The following is a 16,603-nucleotide window of genomic DNA, read 5'->3' as shown; positions in this document are numbered from 1 at the left end:
AATCGACTGCAAGGGCTGAGGCTGTCACGGCACGGACGGCGTCGGCTTATATGCTCGCGGGTTCGACTACAGCCCGATCATCAAGGGCGTCTCGCACAGCGGACACGCGGCTTCGGCTGATGGGAAGAGGAAGGCCTTCATCCATCAGCAGCCGGTTTCGTCCGTCTTCACGTTCGAAGCCTCGTGCATGAGCGAGGTTAGCGATGACCGAGCGGTGCACCCGCAGAAAGACAGACGGCAACTCGGCTTCCAGTCGGTCAAGGCGGGCGGCGTGCAGCAGTCGCCGACCCTTCCTCAGGCGTAGCTCGACATAGTCGTCCGCCCCAACCACAGCCAGGATATCGCTCAAGGGCACCCGCTCGACGCCGCGGGCCGATGCGACAGTCAGGCAGTTCGGCCGCGCGGCGGCGCGGGTCAACGCAGCCTCGCGCGCCTGATCGGCGCGGCCCAGCCGCACCACGTCGGCCATCAGGAGAGGAAGGAGAAGACCGGTGGCGAACAGGAAGTAGGACAGGTCGACGAGCAGGCCTGGAAAGAGCAGGCCCGCCGAAATGAAGACAGCGAGATAGACCAGTATCAGCAGCGCTCCGGGCCGACGACGGCGCACGGCGACCGCGGCCACAACGGCCGACAGCGTTAAGCCGGTAATCAGGGCCAGCAACGTCTTCAGATCAAAACCCTGAGCCAGGCTGGTCACGGCCACGGCTGCAATAGCGAGAAGAACGAACGGACGGCGCGCCTGCGGCCAGAACCGCGACACGACATAGGACACGAGGAGGACCGCAAAGACGGCGCTCAGAATCCAGATGCCGACCAGTCGCAAGCCGTGAACCGGATAAGCATAGGGAACCAGCGCTCGCAGGCTCTCCAGTATCGCCTGCAGGCCCGCAACTCCGGCCAGGGCCGCCAGCGCCAGGCTCGAACCCGTACGCCGCAGACTGTAGATGACGGCGAAGCCGAATGCGGCGGCGAACAGAGCCCCAGCAGCGATAAAGGCGGTCGCCACAGGGATCGTACGCGATGGCCAAGGATAGGGGGCGACCATGATTCCCCCGACGGGATTGTCCAGACGGACAACCCCGTGGAAGGATGACATATGAACGACGACTAGGTTGCCAGCCGGGCGCCATAGTCGTTCGGGGATTGGAAAGGCCACCTCATAGCGCCCCGGCGCCTCCGTTGCTGCCGAGGCGCCCGGTCGTCCGTTCACGCCCAGCTTTTGACCGTTGAGCCAAATCTCGGACGAGGCGGCGCCGACGACATAGAGGGCGGAGGGTTCGTCGCCGCCGGGACGCTGCACCACGGCCCGTAACCACAGGTCGCGTCCCTGTGGATCGATGACGCCTTCGATCAAGCGACAGTCGTGCAGGACGGGTCCAGCAAGGCCTGTTTCCCCCCGACAGACCTCCCACCCATAGTCCTGATCCTGCGCACGTAACGCCGCCGGCAGCGAGGTCCAGAGAATCGCAATGAGAAGAATGCGCCACATGGCGGCGACCCTATCGCTATTCACCGGAAAGCGCTGCCATTCACCGACCAGGAAGCGTCATTCGCCGAACCGCGCCCCACTGCGCCGGAAAGCCTGCTTCAACCCTGGTCATGACCCACACATCATTGAACCGCCGCTCCATCCTCGCCGCCGCCGGCCTTTCGCTCCCCGGCCTGGCGCTTCTGTCGAAAACCGCCGTGGCGCTGGACGCCAAGCCCGAAGCCGGTCCCTTCCGCTTCAAGGCTGGCAGCGGCGAGGAGGTCGACGCTGAACGCGGCTTCTTCGAGGTTCCCGAGGATCGCCGCATTCCGGGCTCGCGCCGCATTCGCATCGGCTATGTGCGCTTCGCTTCGACAGCGAAGAATCCTGGACCGCCCATTGTCTATCTTGCAGGCGGACCCGGCGGGTCTGGCGTGCACACCGCCATGGGGCCGCGCTTCCCTATCTTCATGGCCTTGAGAGAAGTAGCCGACGTCATCGCACTGGATCAGCGCGGGGTTGGGCTTTCGGGCCATATTCCCGAGCGCGCCACGACCACGCCGTTCCCCGCCATGACCCACGCCGGGATCACTGCCTGGTACCGCGAGGAAATGCAGAAGGCCTGGATCGACTGGACCCGCGCCGGCATCGCCATGACCGGCTACAACACCGAACAGAACGCCGACGACATCGAAGACCTGCGCCGCCATTTAGGCGTGGAGAAAGTCAATCTGTGGGGCATCAGCTACGGCACCCACCTGGCCCTGTCGGTGTTGAAGCGCCACCCGAATTCGATCGGCCGCGTCGCCCTGGCCAGCCTTGAAGGGCAGGATCAGACCGTCAAGCGTCCGGCCCATATAGATATGTTCCTCGACCGTGTGGATCAGCTGATGGGACAGGACCCGACCGTTCGCGCCGCTATACCCAATATGCCTGCCCTGATGCGCCGCGTGCACGAGCGGTTTGAGGGCGATCCAGCGACGGTGGCCCTGGCCGCTGAGAACGGCGCGATTGATATGCAGATCGGCGGCTTCGGCATCCAGTACATGGCCTCCGCCATGGTCGCCAATCCGCCGTCTCTGTCCATGCTGCCGAAAATCTACCTGGCGCTCGATGCCGGAAAGACCGACGTACTGCCGCCGTTATTCCCGCCGCCTCACCATTTCTTCAATCTCGGAGGCATGTCCGAAGCGATGGATCTGGCCTCAGGCATCTCGCCCGAACGTCTGACGCTGGTCACCAGGGAGGCGAAAACCGCCGTTCTGGGCGACGCCTTCAACATGCCCATGCCGCATCTGCTGGGCGCTATTCCTGGCGTCGATCTGGGCGCGGACTTCCGGGCGCCAATCCGTATCGAAACCCCCGCCCTTCTGGTCGCAGGCTCTCTCGATGGCAGGACGCCACTGGAAGAACAGGCCGAGGTGGCCGCCCAGTTCCAGAACAAGACGCAGGTGCTGGTCGAGAACGCCGGCCATAACGTCTTTGAGGCGCACCCAGAGGTCCAACCCTTGATCGTCCGCTTCTTCCGCCAGACTCACGTGGACGACAGCCGTCTTAGCCTGCCGCCGCCCACGTTCCAGATCGCTTGAACTTGCGCGACGGCATAGTCGCGGCAGGCTGATCAGGTCGTGCTCTGGGATGCCGGGCTCGATCCAGTTTCGTCCACCAATCCGCCATCCGGGCGCACGCTGAACCGTTTCAACGGCGATACCTCGAACGGTTTGGCGAAGATGGTCGAGACCGCCATCAGCGTCGCGTCGGCGCGGTCTTTCGTCAGGGAAAGCAGCACAAAGCCCTTGGCGGACTGGTCGCAGAAGGCGACCTCGTCATTGGTCTGCATCAAGGCCGCGCCCAGCGGGAAGCCGCCTATGGCGTCGCCGATCGAAGGACTGGAGACCGCGCTGGTTCCAAACTCCACGGCGCGACGGACGCCGCCGGCGTCTTTCAGCTCATTGACCCAGAAGGCGTGGCTGTCGCCAGCCAGGACGATCGGCTGCACTCCGGCGTCGGCGAAGGCGGCATAGAGACGCTCGCGTCCCGCCGGATAACCGTCCCAGGCGTCAAGATTGAACGGCAGCCCCATCTTGAACAGGAACAGGGCCTGCTCGAACTGCTCACGGAAAGCTTCGGGGACCTGGGCCATCAGGCCCTCGATCTGCGCGGGCGTCATGGTGCGCGACACGTCGGGTCCTGCCACGCGAGCGGTTACGACCTGATTGCCAAGCACCTGCCACGGACGGCCGGCCGCTTTTGAAGCCTTCAGTTCACGCGTCAGCCATTCGCGTTGATCAGGCCCCATCAGATCGCGCGCCGGGTCGTTGAGTCTGGCCCGGAACGCATCCAGGTCCAGCACAGGCTCGCCGTCGGGACCGTCCTTGGCGGTCAGATCCTTGCTGTAGTCGAGCGGTTCCGTGCGCCCTGTCAGCCTCGTCTCGACCATCATCAGGCTGGCCAGATCGCCGAAGTGGAAGCTGCGGTGGATGGCCTCCTTCAGCGCACCGGGTGCCGCCTCGCGGATCGGCATCCACTCATAATAGGCCTTTAGCGCGGCCGCCTTGCGGACGGCGAAGTCACCTTCGGTCTCAGGCTGGTGGTTCTCGGCGCCGTGCAGCCAGGCGTCGTTGGCCGTCTCATGGTCGTCCCAGACACAGATGAAGGGCGCACGGGCATGGGCGGCCTGAAGGTCGGCGTCGGTCTTGTACTGGGCGTGACGGGTCCGATAGTCGGCCAGAGTCACGATCTCATGACGCGGCTCGGGTAGGCGGTTCAACGCTGCGCCGGTGGCCATGCCATAGGCGTCCGCCTCGGCCCCGTACTCATAGATGTAGTCGCCAAGGTGCACCACGGCGTCCAGCGACGGCAGGGCTGCAATGGCTTCATAGACGTTGAAAAGGCCGCCAGGGTACAACTGGCACGACACGACCGCCAGATTGACAGACGTCTCGCCTTCAGCAGCCAGGGTGCGGGTGCGCCCGACCGGCGAGCGGATCTCGCCCACGGCGAAGTCGTAGCGATAGTCGCGGCCAGGGCGCAGCCCGGCGACATCGATCTTGACGGTGTAATCGCGCTCCGGTCCGGTGTCGAACCGGCCGGAAACGACAGTCGCCTCACCTTCCAGCACGCGCCAGGCCACCGAAATCGGGCCGCTTGAACCCTCCGCTGGCGTGACGCGCGTCCACAGGATCACCCGGTCCGTTCCCGGATCGCCGGAGGCGACGCCGTGGGCGAAGGAGGCCGAAGCCGCCTCCGCCATAGCCGGCGTCGCGCCAATGGCCGCCCCGGCCCCGAACAGACCCAGAAGGCCGCGACGGTTCATGGTCATGCCGCCAGCCCTCAGTAGCGAACAGTGAAGGCCACGCCATAGCTGGCGGGGCGTCCGGCGATGAAGGTTGGCAGGCCGAGGGCGTCGCCGGTGTTGCCAGCGTCCTTGATATACTCCTCGTCCAGCAGGTTTTCGCCAAAGGCCTCCACCCCCCAGTTGCCCGAGGACGGCGCATAGCGAATCCGCAGGTTCAGCAGGCCGTAGCTGTCCTGATACTCGTCCTGGATCGTGTCCGGGACGAAGTTCTGGGTCTGCAGCGCCGGGATGTCGTTGTTGTCGTCGAAGAAGACCTTGGATTGCCAGGTGTATGTCGGCTGCACCTCGACCTCGCCGCCCGCGACCGGCAGACGCCAGATGGCGCCGATCGACGCCATGTTATCGGGCGACAGACGGAAACGGTTGCCGTCATACAGGCCCGCTTCAAACCGCGAGTGGTTGTAGCCATAGGTGCCGAACAGGTCGAAGTTGTTGGTGGCGGCCCAGAAAACCTGCCCCTCGAAGCCGTAGGCGCTGGCCTCGCCCGCATTGGTGGTGATGAAGCGCGTGCCTTCCTGAACCGTCGTCTGGAAGTTGTCGTAAGCGTAGTGGAAGACCGCGCCGTCCAGCCGCAGACGCCCATCCATCAGCGCCGCCTTGGCGCCGATCTCGAAGCTGTCGACCGTCTCTGCCTCGATGACTTTGAAGGTCGGAGCGCCCAACGGTGTTGCAGGGCCGCTGACGCTCAGGACCTCAGGGCGACGGCCGCGCGCGTAGTTGGCGTAGAGGCTGGCGTCCTCCGACAGGACGTAGCGCGCCGTCAGGCGCCAGGTGAAGCCGTCGTCCTCGTGATCGTCATAGACGAAGTCGCCGTTGTTGGCGGTCGGTTGCGCCGTCAGGCCGAACAGCGGAAGAAGCGTCGCCGGCAGATTGACTGCGTTCGGATTGGCGAGGCCGCCCAGCAGGGCCGGAACCTGGGCCGGCGGCACGGCGCCCTGAAGCACAGCCAGCAGCCCGCCCGCGATGGAACGGCCGTTGGCGACCGAACTGGCGTAACCCGTGGTCTTTTCGTCGCGCGTGTAGCGGACGCCGCCTGCGAACTCGAGCCGGTCGGTAGCCTTGAACGTCAGATCCGCGAATAGGTCGTAGGACGTCAGTTCGGCGCTGTTGATGGGAATCTCGATATGGGCCGGCTTCAGGTTCGCGGCGATCGGCGCGGCAAGAGCCCCTGCCCCCAGCGGCGTCAGCGTCGCCTGCAGGAACTGCGTGGCTACAATCGGATAGGCCGAGATCGGCAGGGTGTTGTGACCCACCGTCGTCGGCGACCCGTCCAACAATCCGGCTAGTTGAGCCAGAGCGATACGCTCGTCGAACTGGGTCGGCGTGCGCTGATAGCCTTCCTCATGGAACCAGCCGGCGCCAGCGAAGCCCGACAGGCGTCCGCCATTGTCCCAGTTCAGACGGAACTCCTGGCTCCACTGCTCGCCATAGGCCTCCTCGGCTGCGGTCAGAAGCGGCAGCGACAGACCGTCGGCGTCGAAGGTTTCATACGAGTCGAACTGGCGATAAGCCGTGGTGGAGTTCAGCGCTAGCGACGGCGACAGCGTCCACTTCACCAGACCCGTCACGCCCCAGACCTCGCGATCCAGGCCAAGGCTCTTGCCGCCATCGAAGGCCGCGCCTGGCGTCAGGGCAGCGCCCTCCCACGGCGCGCGGCCACCCAGAACGACGCCCGTGATCGGGTCGGCCGGATCATAGGCGATCGACTTGAATGAGGTGCCGCTCGCGTTGTCCGTCTGGTAGTTGGCGATCAGGTCGGCGCGTATTGTGTCGGTGGGCGTCCATGCGCCGGACAGGCGGAAGGCCTTGGTCTCGATGCCGTTGTAGTCCTCGCCGCCGAGCAGGTTTTCGACCGAGCCGTCACGGGTCTTCATCCGCGTGGCCAGACGCAGGCCCGCGTCATCGCCCAGTGGCGCATTCACGAAGCCTTCGACCAGGCGATATCCCTCGCTGCCGGCCTCGGCGCGCATCTCGGCGTCGAACTCGCCCGGACGAGCACGGTTCTGAACCAGGTTGACCGCTCCGATCAGAGCGCCGCGGCCATAGAGGGTCGACTGCGGACCTTTTGCGATTTCGACGCGCTCCAGATCGAACAGCTCAACGTAGGAGCCGCGCGACTTGGAGATCGACACGCCATCCTGGAACACTGAGACGCGAGGCTCTGCGGTGGCGGCGCCGGAATCCGAAGTGATGCCGCGCATCACGAAACCCGGATTGTTCGGCGACTGGTTCTGCACCAGGAAGCCCGGCACGAAGGCCGACAGTTGCTCGAACTCCTGAACGCCCAGGTTCTCAAGAAACTGACCGCTATAGGCCGTCAGGGCGAAAGGCACCTCGATCGGGTCCTGCGCACGCAGCTGGGCGGTGACGATCACGTCGTCAACCGTCGAGACATGATCCTGGGCCACGCTCTGAGCGTGAGCCGCGCCTGCCGTGGCCAGGCTGAGCATTGCCGCCCCCGTCAGCAGGCCAGCCTTGTTTTTCACTGACTTCATCATCGCACATCCCCCTTGAAGGTCCGGGGAGGCGTAGTGGGCGTCGATGTCGGGCCGGCGACGCCCCCGCAAATCCACAGTGAAGCTGACACCTCAGTTCAATGACGACCCCTCCGGGAACAAACGGCATTCACCACATAAGAAAGGGAGGCGCCGGAACCGACGCCTCCCTTCATTTCATTCCAACTAGAAGGGACTAGCGGTCTTGGTCGACAGCCAGTGTCTCGATCCTCGACACACCGTCAGCGCCCTTGATCAGGCGGAAGGCGTCCAGTTCGCGGCCGGTCGCGGTGAAAGCGCGATAGGTCACTGCGTCCGGCGATACGTCCAGGGTCTGGAAGGTCTGGGTCCGCGAGGCCGATCGAGTAGCCCAACCGAGATCAGCCACCGGGTACATCTTGGGACCGGCGACCGACACGACATAGGTCGAGCCATGATCGGACGGCCGGGCTGGCCCCGCGTTGAGCATCGGGCCCGTGCCGATGGCCCCTCGCGCATAACCATGATCATGGGCCTGTAGCACCAGATCAACGCCGTACTTGTCGATCAACGGCTTCAGGGCGTCGCGCACCCGCGAATTGTCACGATCAGGATCGATCGAGAACAGCGGGAAGTGCAAGAACAGCGCTGTCCAGCGATTGGGATTGTTCGCCAACAGGCCGTCGAGCCAGCGCACCATCTCGGCTCGCATCGCCTCGTCCCCGTGGAACAGGGGCGCGTCGACGGAGATCAGTCGCAACCCCTGATAGTCGACGGTCCAGGCCGTCTCTTTCAGCTTCTCCACGCCTGCGGGCCCGGTTTCAGGCAGAGTATACTGACGCCGCCACTGAGGGTTCAGCACGGGACCGCGTCCGTATTCATGATTGCCCGGCGTCGGCATCTGCGGCGTCTGGGCGTACAGGAAGCCGCCGACGGCGAACCACTCGCCCCATTCGTTATCGCTGTCGTGCCGGTTGATCAGATCGCCCGCGTGGATGACGAAGGCGGCGTCCCCGGCCTTGCGGAAGGCCATCCTCATGGTGCGAGACGCCTCGCTGAGAATGTTGTTCTGCATGTCCCCCATGTAGACGAACGTGAAGGGCTTGGCCGTCGCCGCCGCAGTGCGGAACTGCAGCCATTCCGACCAGCGCGCGCCGTCGCCGACGCGATAGGCATAGACCGTCTCAGGCTTCAGCCCTTTCAGCACCGCCGAATGATAGGCCGCACGGAACTCGGCCGCTTCACGCACGGCGATGGTCGCGTCATCCGTGACAGCCGTCATGCGCACCGCCTGCTGGATGAAGTCCGGACCATCCTGGGCCTCAGCGAATTCAACGAAGCCGACGGCGCCCGGTGCAGTACGCCAGGTTACGGCCATCTCGTGCGCCGGGTCGGCTGTCAGGTTGAGGATGATCCGTTCCGGCTGCTCGGTCGGAGGGACCACTGGCCGGTCGGAAGCCTGGACTGGCGCGGGTTCAGGGCGCAGCGGACGCTCGGCGGTCTGCGCCATCGTCTGTCCGCCCAGGGCCGCAAGCGCGGCCCCGAGCATCAGGGCGTGGGTCGTTTTCATGATCCCCTCCCCGATCAGAAGACGTAGGTCAGGCCGACCGAGATCGACCGCCCGTTCTTGATATAGGCGCGGCTGGAGCCCGTGCTGGCGCCGGCTGTGTACCAGTAGGTGTGGTTGTCGAAGAGGTTCTGGACCTGCAGCGACGCCGTCGCCCCGTTCCACAGCTTGCGCCGCACGTTCAGGTCCACGAACTCGTAGTCCTGCTCATAGGGATTGTTGCCGAAGTCCTGGATGCCTTCGAGGAATTCCGACTGATAGCTGTAGGCGGCATAGGCCTCCCAGCCGTCCCGCGCCCAGAAGATCTGCACGTTGGCGACCGCCTCCGGCGTCTCCATCAGCGGCAAGGTGTAACCTTCTGGATGCCAGGAAATGCCGGTCTCAGCCTCCGACTTCTGCAAAGTCAGATTGACGCTGGCTCCAAGCCCGGCCAACGGACCGGGCAGCCAGTGGAAGACCTGCTGGGCGCTCATCTCGACGCCGTAGACCCGCGCCCACTTGCCGTTGTTGGGCTTGGAAATCGTGACGCCATCGGGACCGGTGTTCACGCCCGCCGTCCCGTCGCGGATGTTCGACGACGAGGAACGGTACAGGAAGTTCTCGATATCCTTGTAGAACAGGCCCAGCGAATAGGCGCCGGTGTCGCCGTTGTAGCGTTCGATGGAGAGGTCGTAGTTGACCGCCTTCATCGGCTTCAGATCCGGGTTGCCCTGTTCGATAGCGACCAACAGCCATTCGCTTTTCGGGTTCACCGTGCCGTCGCCGTCCGGGTCGCTGTCGTAGCCATACTCGCGCGCCGACGACATACGGGCGATGTCCGGGCGGGCGAAGCTGGTCCAGATGGCGGCGCGGACCTTGGTCCGGTCATCCAGATCATAGTTGAGGTGGATCGACGGCAGGACGTTGACGAAGTCGCTCTTATCCGTGGCGAAGTGCGCCCCCTGGACCTCATCCAGGATATAGGCGTCGATCTCGTTGTTGGTGCTCTCCACCCGGACGCCGCCCAGAATCTGCGCCTGACCGAAGCGGGCCGTCGCCATCAGGTAGCCGGCGAAGATGTTCTCCTTGAAGGTGAAGCTGTCCTCGCCGCTCAGTTCGGCGTTGGCGGGATCGGTGGCGAAGCCGTCGAAGAAGTCGCTTTGACCTTCCATCGCGCGCTGCAGTTCGGCCAGCATGGCGTCGTTGTCGATCACCGTGCCTAGGCGATAGAGGCCCGAATACTCGCCGTCGAACAGGCTGGTGACTTCCTTGCCATAGAAGCGCGAGAAGTCGGCCAGGGTGCCGCTGGCGTCCAGGTCCATGAACTCGCCGCTATAGGTCGAGCGCTTGGAGCTATAGTACTTGCCGCCCGCCTTGACGGCTTCCAGCCAGGTCGAGACGGGGCGCCATTCGACGTTGAACTGGCCCTGCCACAACTCTTCCTGCGCGCCGCCGATCTCACCCGACAGACCGCTGAAGTCATACTGGCTGTTATCGTGGATCGCCGCCATTCCGGCGTCGTTCAGCACCCACTTGGGGAAACGACTGTCGCCGAAGTTGGTGACGTTGACCCCCTTGTTGCCCAACCAGCCGTACTTGTCGCTGCGGAACTCCATCTCGTAGCTGTCGTCGGTGTTGTCCTCCGATTTGGCGTAGGAGACGTCGTAGTCGACCGTGAAGTCGCCCACGCGGCTGACGCCGCCGAGGTTGAGGGACATCACCGTGCCCGTCTCACGCGAGCCTTCCCAAAAGCGACGCAGGCGGAAGCCCTGCGGGTCCCAGGTCCCCGAGGCGCCGTCCAGAGTATAATAGGAGCGCGTCGAGCGGTCAGCGTCGGTGATGCGGCCGTCCTTGTCGCGGTCCACAATCTGGGCCGTGGTGTAGTTGTAGATGCGCCCCAGTTTGGCGTCCGTGCCGATCACGGCGTCCTCGGGACGCAGCAGGCCGGTCATGGTCTTGTCGACCTGGCTCAGACGAGCGGAGTTTCGGCCGGTGTCGTTGCGGAAGTTCAGGCGATTGCCGAACTCCTCCTTCGTGTACTCGTTGAACTGGCCGCGCAGGTGGAAATCGTGATCCACGCCGCGGTAGTCGAGGCTGGCGTTCAAGCCGTGACGCTCAACCTCGGTCTCGCCGAAACCGATGTTCATGCCGCGCATGACGAAAGTGTCGGTGTCCCAGCCCATGGTCTCGCTGTCGGCGTACCAGACGGAGGGCTGGTTATCGCCGTCCACCCCATTCTCTTCGAACTGCGACTTGCGACGCGACCAGCTGCCGGTGACGAACAGGCCCCAGTTGTCGTTGAACTGGCGTCCAAACGAGCCTGAGAGCTCACCCGATTTTTCGTCGTCGAACTTGTCCAGCATGCCGACCGAGGCCGACACGACGCCATAGACCGGATCATGATCGAAAGCGGTGGGCGTACGAATGTCGATCGTGCCGCCGAGGGCGTCGCCGTCGCGGTCCGGCGTCAGGCTTTTGATGACGGTGATCGAGTCGATGCCTTCGGGCGGCAGAAAGCTGAGGCGGACGCCGCGATAGAAGTTGTCGCCCGGCGAACCGGCCCCACCCATGCGCACGCCGTTCATGGTGTAGTTGTTCAGCTCGGTCGACAGGCCGCGAATGGTGATGCGGTCGCCCTCGCCCGTCGTGTGGTTGCGCACAGCGTTGACGCCCGGAAGACGCGACAGGGATTCGGCCACGTTGTTGGCCGGCAGATCCCCCATGTCGTCGGCGCTGATCACGTCCGAGATGAAGTCGGCCTGACGCTTGGCGTCCAGCGACCGGCGCAGACCAGCCGCATAACCGACCACCTGCACGTCCTCGACTTCGAATGCGTCGGGAGCCGTGGCGCTCGCGTCCGCGGACTGGCGCACCAGGGTCAGAACGCCGCGCACGTCGCGCGCCTCGACGCCCGAGCCGGCGATCATGCGACGTAGCGCTTCGCGCGGAGCCATCGCCCCCGAAACGGCGTTGGAGGTCCGCCCGCGCGTCAGGCCGGGATCGAAGACGATCTGCAGCCCCGTATCGCGCGACAGGGTCTGAAGCGCCCGACCCAGATCCTGGGCGGGAATAGCGACGGCCACGCGCGCTTCGATGTTACTGGCGGCCTGCCAAGCGTAGGCTGGTGCGGCGACGGACGTAAGAACAGCGACCGCAGCCGCTGTCAGAAGGCCGGTCTTGTAGATAGGCATTCGGTAAATCCCCTGCGATCGAACTTGATCGTTACGGGGTTAGACGGCGACGAAAGAACTCCTGACAGCCGTCATGAAAACTTGCCCTCAACGTTGCCTAACCTTCGGAAATCTCAAAATGATCCGTTCCCAGACGAGTCAGTTTGAAGCCATGAATTCCTACCATGGCCGCAAGAGCGTTCTCGGGCCGATCATAGGCGAAACGACCGCTGATCATGGCGCGCGCCACGGTCGGATCGGCCAGCCTGACCTTGACGCCGGTCGTGCGTTCCATCTCCTCGACCACGCTCGCCAGGGTCGCTTCCTCAAACTCTAGCCACCCCTTGGCCCACGACGGCACGTCAGTCTCAGCCTCCGGTCGCGCCAAGGGTGCGTGTTCGACGACGCCGCCAGACACTGTGGCCCGCTCGCCAGCGAGAACCCTCATCGTCATGCCTCGATCGGAGACGACCTTGACGACCCCTTCAAACACCACGACCTCGACCACCTTGCCTGCGGGCGTCTGGCGCTGATCGACATTGAAACGCGTTCCGACGGCGATGACGCGCGTGCCGTCCACCTCAACGGAAAAGGGCCGCGTCTTGTCCGGCGCGACCTCGAAAAACCCCTCACCCTTGAGGTGCAGGACACGTTCATTCGCACCAAGATCGACCCGCACCTGGCTCTGGCCGTTCAGTCGAACCGCCGAGCCATCCGCCAGAGCGATGGGTTGCGGGACGCCACGGGCGCCCACGATAAGATCCCCCTGAGGCAGACCGACGATCATCAAAGCGATCGCTCCCATGACGCCAGCCAGCCCAGCTCCCGCCACAGCGCCGCGCGGCCAGGACACGAAGCGTCGTCGCGCCGGTCGCGCACGCAACACGCGCTGCGTCGCCCAGATGACGGCCGCGTCATCGATCAGCGCCTCATGTCTGCGCAAAAGGTCCGCACGGTCAGGTCGCCCGTCCAGCCATTGATCCAAAGCCGCCTGTCGGGCGCTGGACCAACTCGCCTCGCGTCGCGCATCAGCCCACAACGCCGCCTCGCGGTCATCCCTGGAGTTCACGACCTTAGTCGACATGGCGGCCCTCCGCCGTCTGGCGCAAGGTCTGGGCTGCGCGGCTATAGTGTTTCTGCGCCGCCTCTACCGACAGCTTCAGATCGAAGGCGATCTTTTCGTAGGATTCGTCGCTGGCGCGACGCCGCAGGAAAATTTCGCGTCGCAGAGGCGGCATGGCCTCCAGCGCGCTTTGACACAATCTCAATCGCTCACTCATGTCCAGCGCCTCAAGCGGCGTTGCCCCGCTATCGATGGGAACATCTGCCGCCTCCAGGTCATCCAGCGGCATGTTGGCGACGCGGCGGCCGCGATCGATCAGGATGTTCCGCGCCGCTCGCATGGCGTAGGATAATGGATCGGTGATCAGGGTCTCGCGAGCGCGCGCCAGAACGCGCATGATCGCCTCCTGCGCGACATCCTCGGCGTCACCTGCCGTGGTCAGTCTTCGCCGAACATAGGCCAGAAGCACCTGGTTCTGGGCCGCCAGGGTCCGCCCTACCTCATGCTCGTGACCGATCAACGCAACGCTCCCTCAATAAGCGTGGCTATAAGGACCGCCTGTGACAAATGCGATGAATTTCAATGTTCATTTAAAGGCGCAGCCTTGCCTCTGCCGTCCGCCTCAAGGTTCGTTGGTTACTTCAAATGCCGACGGCGCTAGAGAGACCTGACAATGAGGAGCGGCGCATGAGCCAGGATTTCGATGACTATGATGACGACGGCGGCGGCTTCGACGTCGACGACTGGTCACGCCTGACGCCCTTCATCGGCGCGGTTGCAACCTTGGAGGATGTTCAGGCGCGTCGGGCCATTTTCGCTCTGGCCGATACTGACGACGCCAGACCGATCGAGATGGACCTGCCCCAACCGCTCATCTGGTGGGAGGACGATGGCGAACAGGCGGCGGTCGCCGTTCAGGCCGAGACGCATATCGGATCCGATGGCGAAGCCATGGAGGTTCTCGGCCTGGTTTTGCCCGACGGCAGCGGCGCGGTCGCTCTGATGGACGACGTTGATCTAGTCGATGACACCGATCCTACGTGGCGCGATCTGGTCGCGAGCGCCGTCATCGGCGCCGACGACGAGGACTAACACAATACCTCTCCCACAGGCGTTGCTCCTGCGGGAGAGGCATCAGGCGATCTAGAACGACGCCGTAACGCTCAGAGTGACAGTGCGAGGCGCACCGTAGAAGCCGATGACGGAGTCACCCGTAATCGCGCCTGGGAAGTTGTAACCGCCCGCGCGATAGCGTTCGTCGGACAGGTTGCGGCCAGCCAGGCTGACCCGATAGCGGTCATCCTGCGCCGTCCACATCAGAGTGGCGTCGTATAGCCAGTATGCGCCCTGATCGAGCAGGGGTATGGCCGTCTCGAACATCTGGGTCGCGCCACGATAGGACGCCATTGGCGTAAAGATCAGCGAACCGCGATCTCCCATATCGAAGCTGTAGGGCAGCGCGATATTTGCGGTCCAATCCGGGGTGTTCTGGAACGCCCGCTGATCGGCCATGTTCTCACGCTGGCCCGTCAGAGGGTTGAAGGTGACGAACTCGTTGAACTTGGCGTCCAGATAACCCAGCGTCAGGCGCGGGACAAAGCTGTCGGTCAGGCGCGCGCTGGCTTCCAACTCCCAGCCCCAGATTTCGCTGGAGCCCGCATTATCCACAAAGCTGACGACCGAGGCCGGCGGGATAAAGAACTGCGACGTGATCTGCTGGTCCGTGTAGTCCGACTTGAACAGTGCGGTGGCGAAGTTGATGCGGCGGTCCAGCAGCGACCCCTTCAGGCCAATCTCGTAGGTATCCACCAACTCCGGCTGATAGCCGTTGATCGTCTCGGGATAGAGGGAGGCGTCGCCGCGCATGTCGAAACCTCCCGACTTGAAGCCCCGTCCGTAAGAGGCGTAGCCCGTCAGTTCCGGCGTGAACTTGTAGCTGGCGCTGATGCGCGGCGTGAACTCCGAATATGTGTCCAAGTTGGTGTAGTCGGTGGCAGGAGCGCCGGCGGGGATGGCGGCGTTATTGCCGAAGAACGGGCTCTTGATGCCCAGATAGTTCTGGCGGAGTTGGTCGACGCTCTTCTTGTCCTGGGTCCAGCGACCGCCAACCGACAGCGACAGTTGGTCCGTCAGATCGTAGCTGAAGTCGGCGAAGACGGCGAAGCTTTCGGTGTCCACCTTGCCGCCGGTATAGGTCGTCAGACCCGCGGGCAGCCCCGGCCCCATGCTGGGATAAAGGCCGATGACGGTGTCGAACGCTCCCTCGGCCGAGGCGTCCATGTAGAAGAGGCCCGCCACGCCCTGCCAGCGCTCGCCTTCGAACAGCAGTTGGAATTCCTGCGTGAACTGGCTGTCGGCGTAATAGCCGGGAATGTCGAGGATCGGTTGCGGCAGACCGTCGAAGTCGATGCCATCGCCCTTCGTATCGCCATCGCGCCAGGCCGTAACGGATTTGAAGGTCATGGCGTCATTGACGTTCCACTCGCCGGTGAAGGAGAGGCCGCGCGTGCGGACATAGCCCTCGTCGCCGATGCCCGCGCGGGTGTCATAGATGCCATCGGTCATCGGCGCCTTGAGGCGATAGCCGTGACGGGCGTTGGACTCATCCTCAGTGATGTCGCCGGCTAGGCGGAAGAACAGGTCATCGCTGGGCGTCCATTCAACGCTCAGGCGCCCTGCGGTGACGTCCTTGTTGTAGTGCTCAGCGCCAGTGGTCAGGTTGGTCCCGTAGCCGTCGCGGGTGTAACGCGCGATCGCGCCGCCGATCCGCAGGGTGTCGTTCAGCGGGGTCGAACCCGAAGCGATCAGATCTAGCTGATTGTAGCTACCGTACGCTGCCCTAAGGTCCAGTTCAGGGTCCTGACCCAGGCGTTTTGTGACGTACTTGATCGCACCGCCGATGGTGTTTCGACCATAGAGCGTGCCCTGCGGTCCCCGCAGGACCTCCAGACGCTCGATGTCGAAGATGTCCAGCACGGCGCCCTGCGGACGGGCCACATAGACATCATCGACATAAAGGCCGACGCCAGGCTCAAAGCCCCAGAGCGGATCCTGCTGGCCAACACCCCGGATGAAGCTGGTGAGCGTCGAGTTCGTGCCGCGAGCGATCTGTACGGTGGCGTTCGGCGTCTGCTGTTGCAGGGTGGTGATATCGGCGGCTCCGGTCTCATCCAGACGCTCGGCGCTGATGGCGCTGACGGCCACCGGCACGTCCTTGAGCGTTTCCTCGCGTCGCCGGGCCGTCACAACGATATCGTCGATGCTGGACACCTGCTCGGTGTCCGTCGCTTGCTGGGCCAGGGCGGGCGCCGCGCAAAGCGAGGCCGTGATGAAGGCGCTGGTCATCAGCGCCAGGCGCAATTGTGCTGTCGATCGCATTCTCGGTTCCTCTCCACGCGGTCGTTTGATCGCCGCTGATCTGTGTTGGTCCGACGGTGGTCCGCGAACAGCCCCGCTGTCAACATCATTCATTTGCTCATGAATGATGTTTCACAATGCCGCTCGACAGCCGACCGAGCGTTGTT

Annotated in this window: 10 protein-coding genes; 2 read left to right on the top strand and 8 right to left on the bottom strand. The window is 64.0% G+C overall.

The genetic code is table 11. The annotated features are described in order from the left end of the window. Positions 1-46 precede the first annotated feature (46 nt). Entirely contained in the window at positions 47-1,354 is a 1,308-nt protein-coding gene (locus tag B4A39_RS14805; protein WP_292037327.1) for a LytTR family DNA-binding domain-containing protein, read from the bottom strand. A 245-nt stretch (positions 1,355-1,599) separates the two neighbouring features. Between B4A39_RS14805 and B4A39_RS14800 the strand changes: the two genes are divergently transcribed. Next, positions 1,600-3,057 carry an alpha/beta fold hydrolase gene (locus B4A39_RS14800; RefSeq protein ID WP_292037326.1) on the top strand — a complete coding sequence of 486 codons (1,458 nt, stop codon included), beginning with the start codon at positions 1,600-1,602 and terminating at the stop codon, positions 3,055-3,057. Between the two features lie 32 nt (positions 3,058-3,089). Here the strand turns inward: B4A39_RS14800 and B4A39_RS14795 are convergent, their stop codons facing one another. The 6 genes from B4A39_RS14795 to B4A39_RS14770 all read right to left on the bottom strand — a co-directional run bounded on the left by B4A39_RS14795 (position 3,090) and on the right by B4A39_RS14770 (position 13,599). Beyond that, complete coding sequence (locus B4A39_RS14795) at positions 3,090-4,790, bottom strand: alkaline phosphatase D family protein (RefSeq protein ID WP_292037325.1); 1,701 nt, start codon at positions 4,788-4,790, stop codon at positions 3,090-3,092. An 11-nt stretch (positions 4,791-4,801) separates the two neighbouring features. After that, the gene (locus tag B4A39_RS14790) at positions 4,802-7,321 is read right to left on the bottom strand and encodes a TonB-dependent receptor (RefSeq protein ID WP_292037324.1); all 2,520 of its coding nucleotides are present in this window, start codon (positions 7,319-7,321) and stop codon (positions 4,802-4,804) included. Positions 7,322-7,517: 196 nt separating this feature from the next. Continuing rightward, on the bottom strand, positions 7,518-8,870 hold the full coding sequence (locus tag B4A39_RS14785) for a purple acid phosphatase family protein (RefSeq protein WP_292037323.1): 1,353 nt from the start codon (positions 8,868-8,870) through the stop codon (positions 7,518-7,520). 14 nt (positions 8,871-8,884) lie between these two features. Further along, entirely contained in the window at positions 8,885-12,037 is a 3,153-nt protein-coding gene (locus B4A39_RS14780) for a TonB-dependent receptor (RefSeq protein ID WP_292037322.1), read from the bottom strand. Between the two features lie 97 nt (positions 12,038-12,134). Further along, positions 12,135-13,100, bottom strand: a complete 966-nt coding sequence (locus B4A39_RS14775) for a FecR family protein (RefSeq protein WP_292037321.1) — start codon at positions 13,098-13,100, stop codon at positions 12,135-12,137. Then, positions 13,090-13,599: an RNA polymerase sigma factor gene (locus B4A39_RS14770; protein WP_292037320.1), complete on the bottom strand. Its 510-nt coding sequence runs from the start codon at positions 13,597-13,599 to the stop codon at positions 13,090-13,092. The genes B4A39_RS14775 and B4A39_RS14770 overlap by 11 nt, the downstream gene beginning before the upstream one ends. A gap of 167 nt (positions 13,600-13,766) precedes the next feature. On the opposite strand from B4A39_RS14770, the gene B4A39_RS14765 reads away from it, so the two are divergent. Then, positions 13,767-14,171: a hypothetical protein gene (locus tag B4A39_RS14765; protein WP_292037319.1), complete on the top strand. Its 405-nt coding sequence runs from the start codon at positions 13,767-13,769 to the stop codon at positions 14,169-14,171. 51 nt (positions 14,172-14,222) lie between these two features. Here B4A39_RS14765 and B4A39_RS14760 read toward each other — a convergent pair whose 3' ends face one another. Then, positions 14,223-16,457 (bottom strand): TonB-dependent receptor, encoded by a 2,235-nt coding sequence (locus B4A39_RS14760; protein WP_292037317.1) that lies wholly within the window; start codon positions 16,455-16,457, stop codon positions 14,223-14,225. Positions 16,458-16,603 lie beyond the last annotated feature (146 nt).

This window comes from Brevundimonas sp. UBA4553, assembly GCF_002387245.1.
In the GTDB taxonomy this organism is placed as follows: domain Bacteria; phylum Pseudomonadota; class Alphaproteobacteria; order Caulobacterales; family Caulobacteraceae; genus Brevundimonas.
This window is presented reverse-complemented; position numbering and strand designations above follow the sequence as displayed.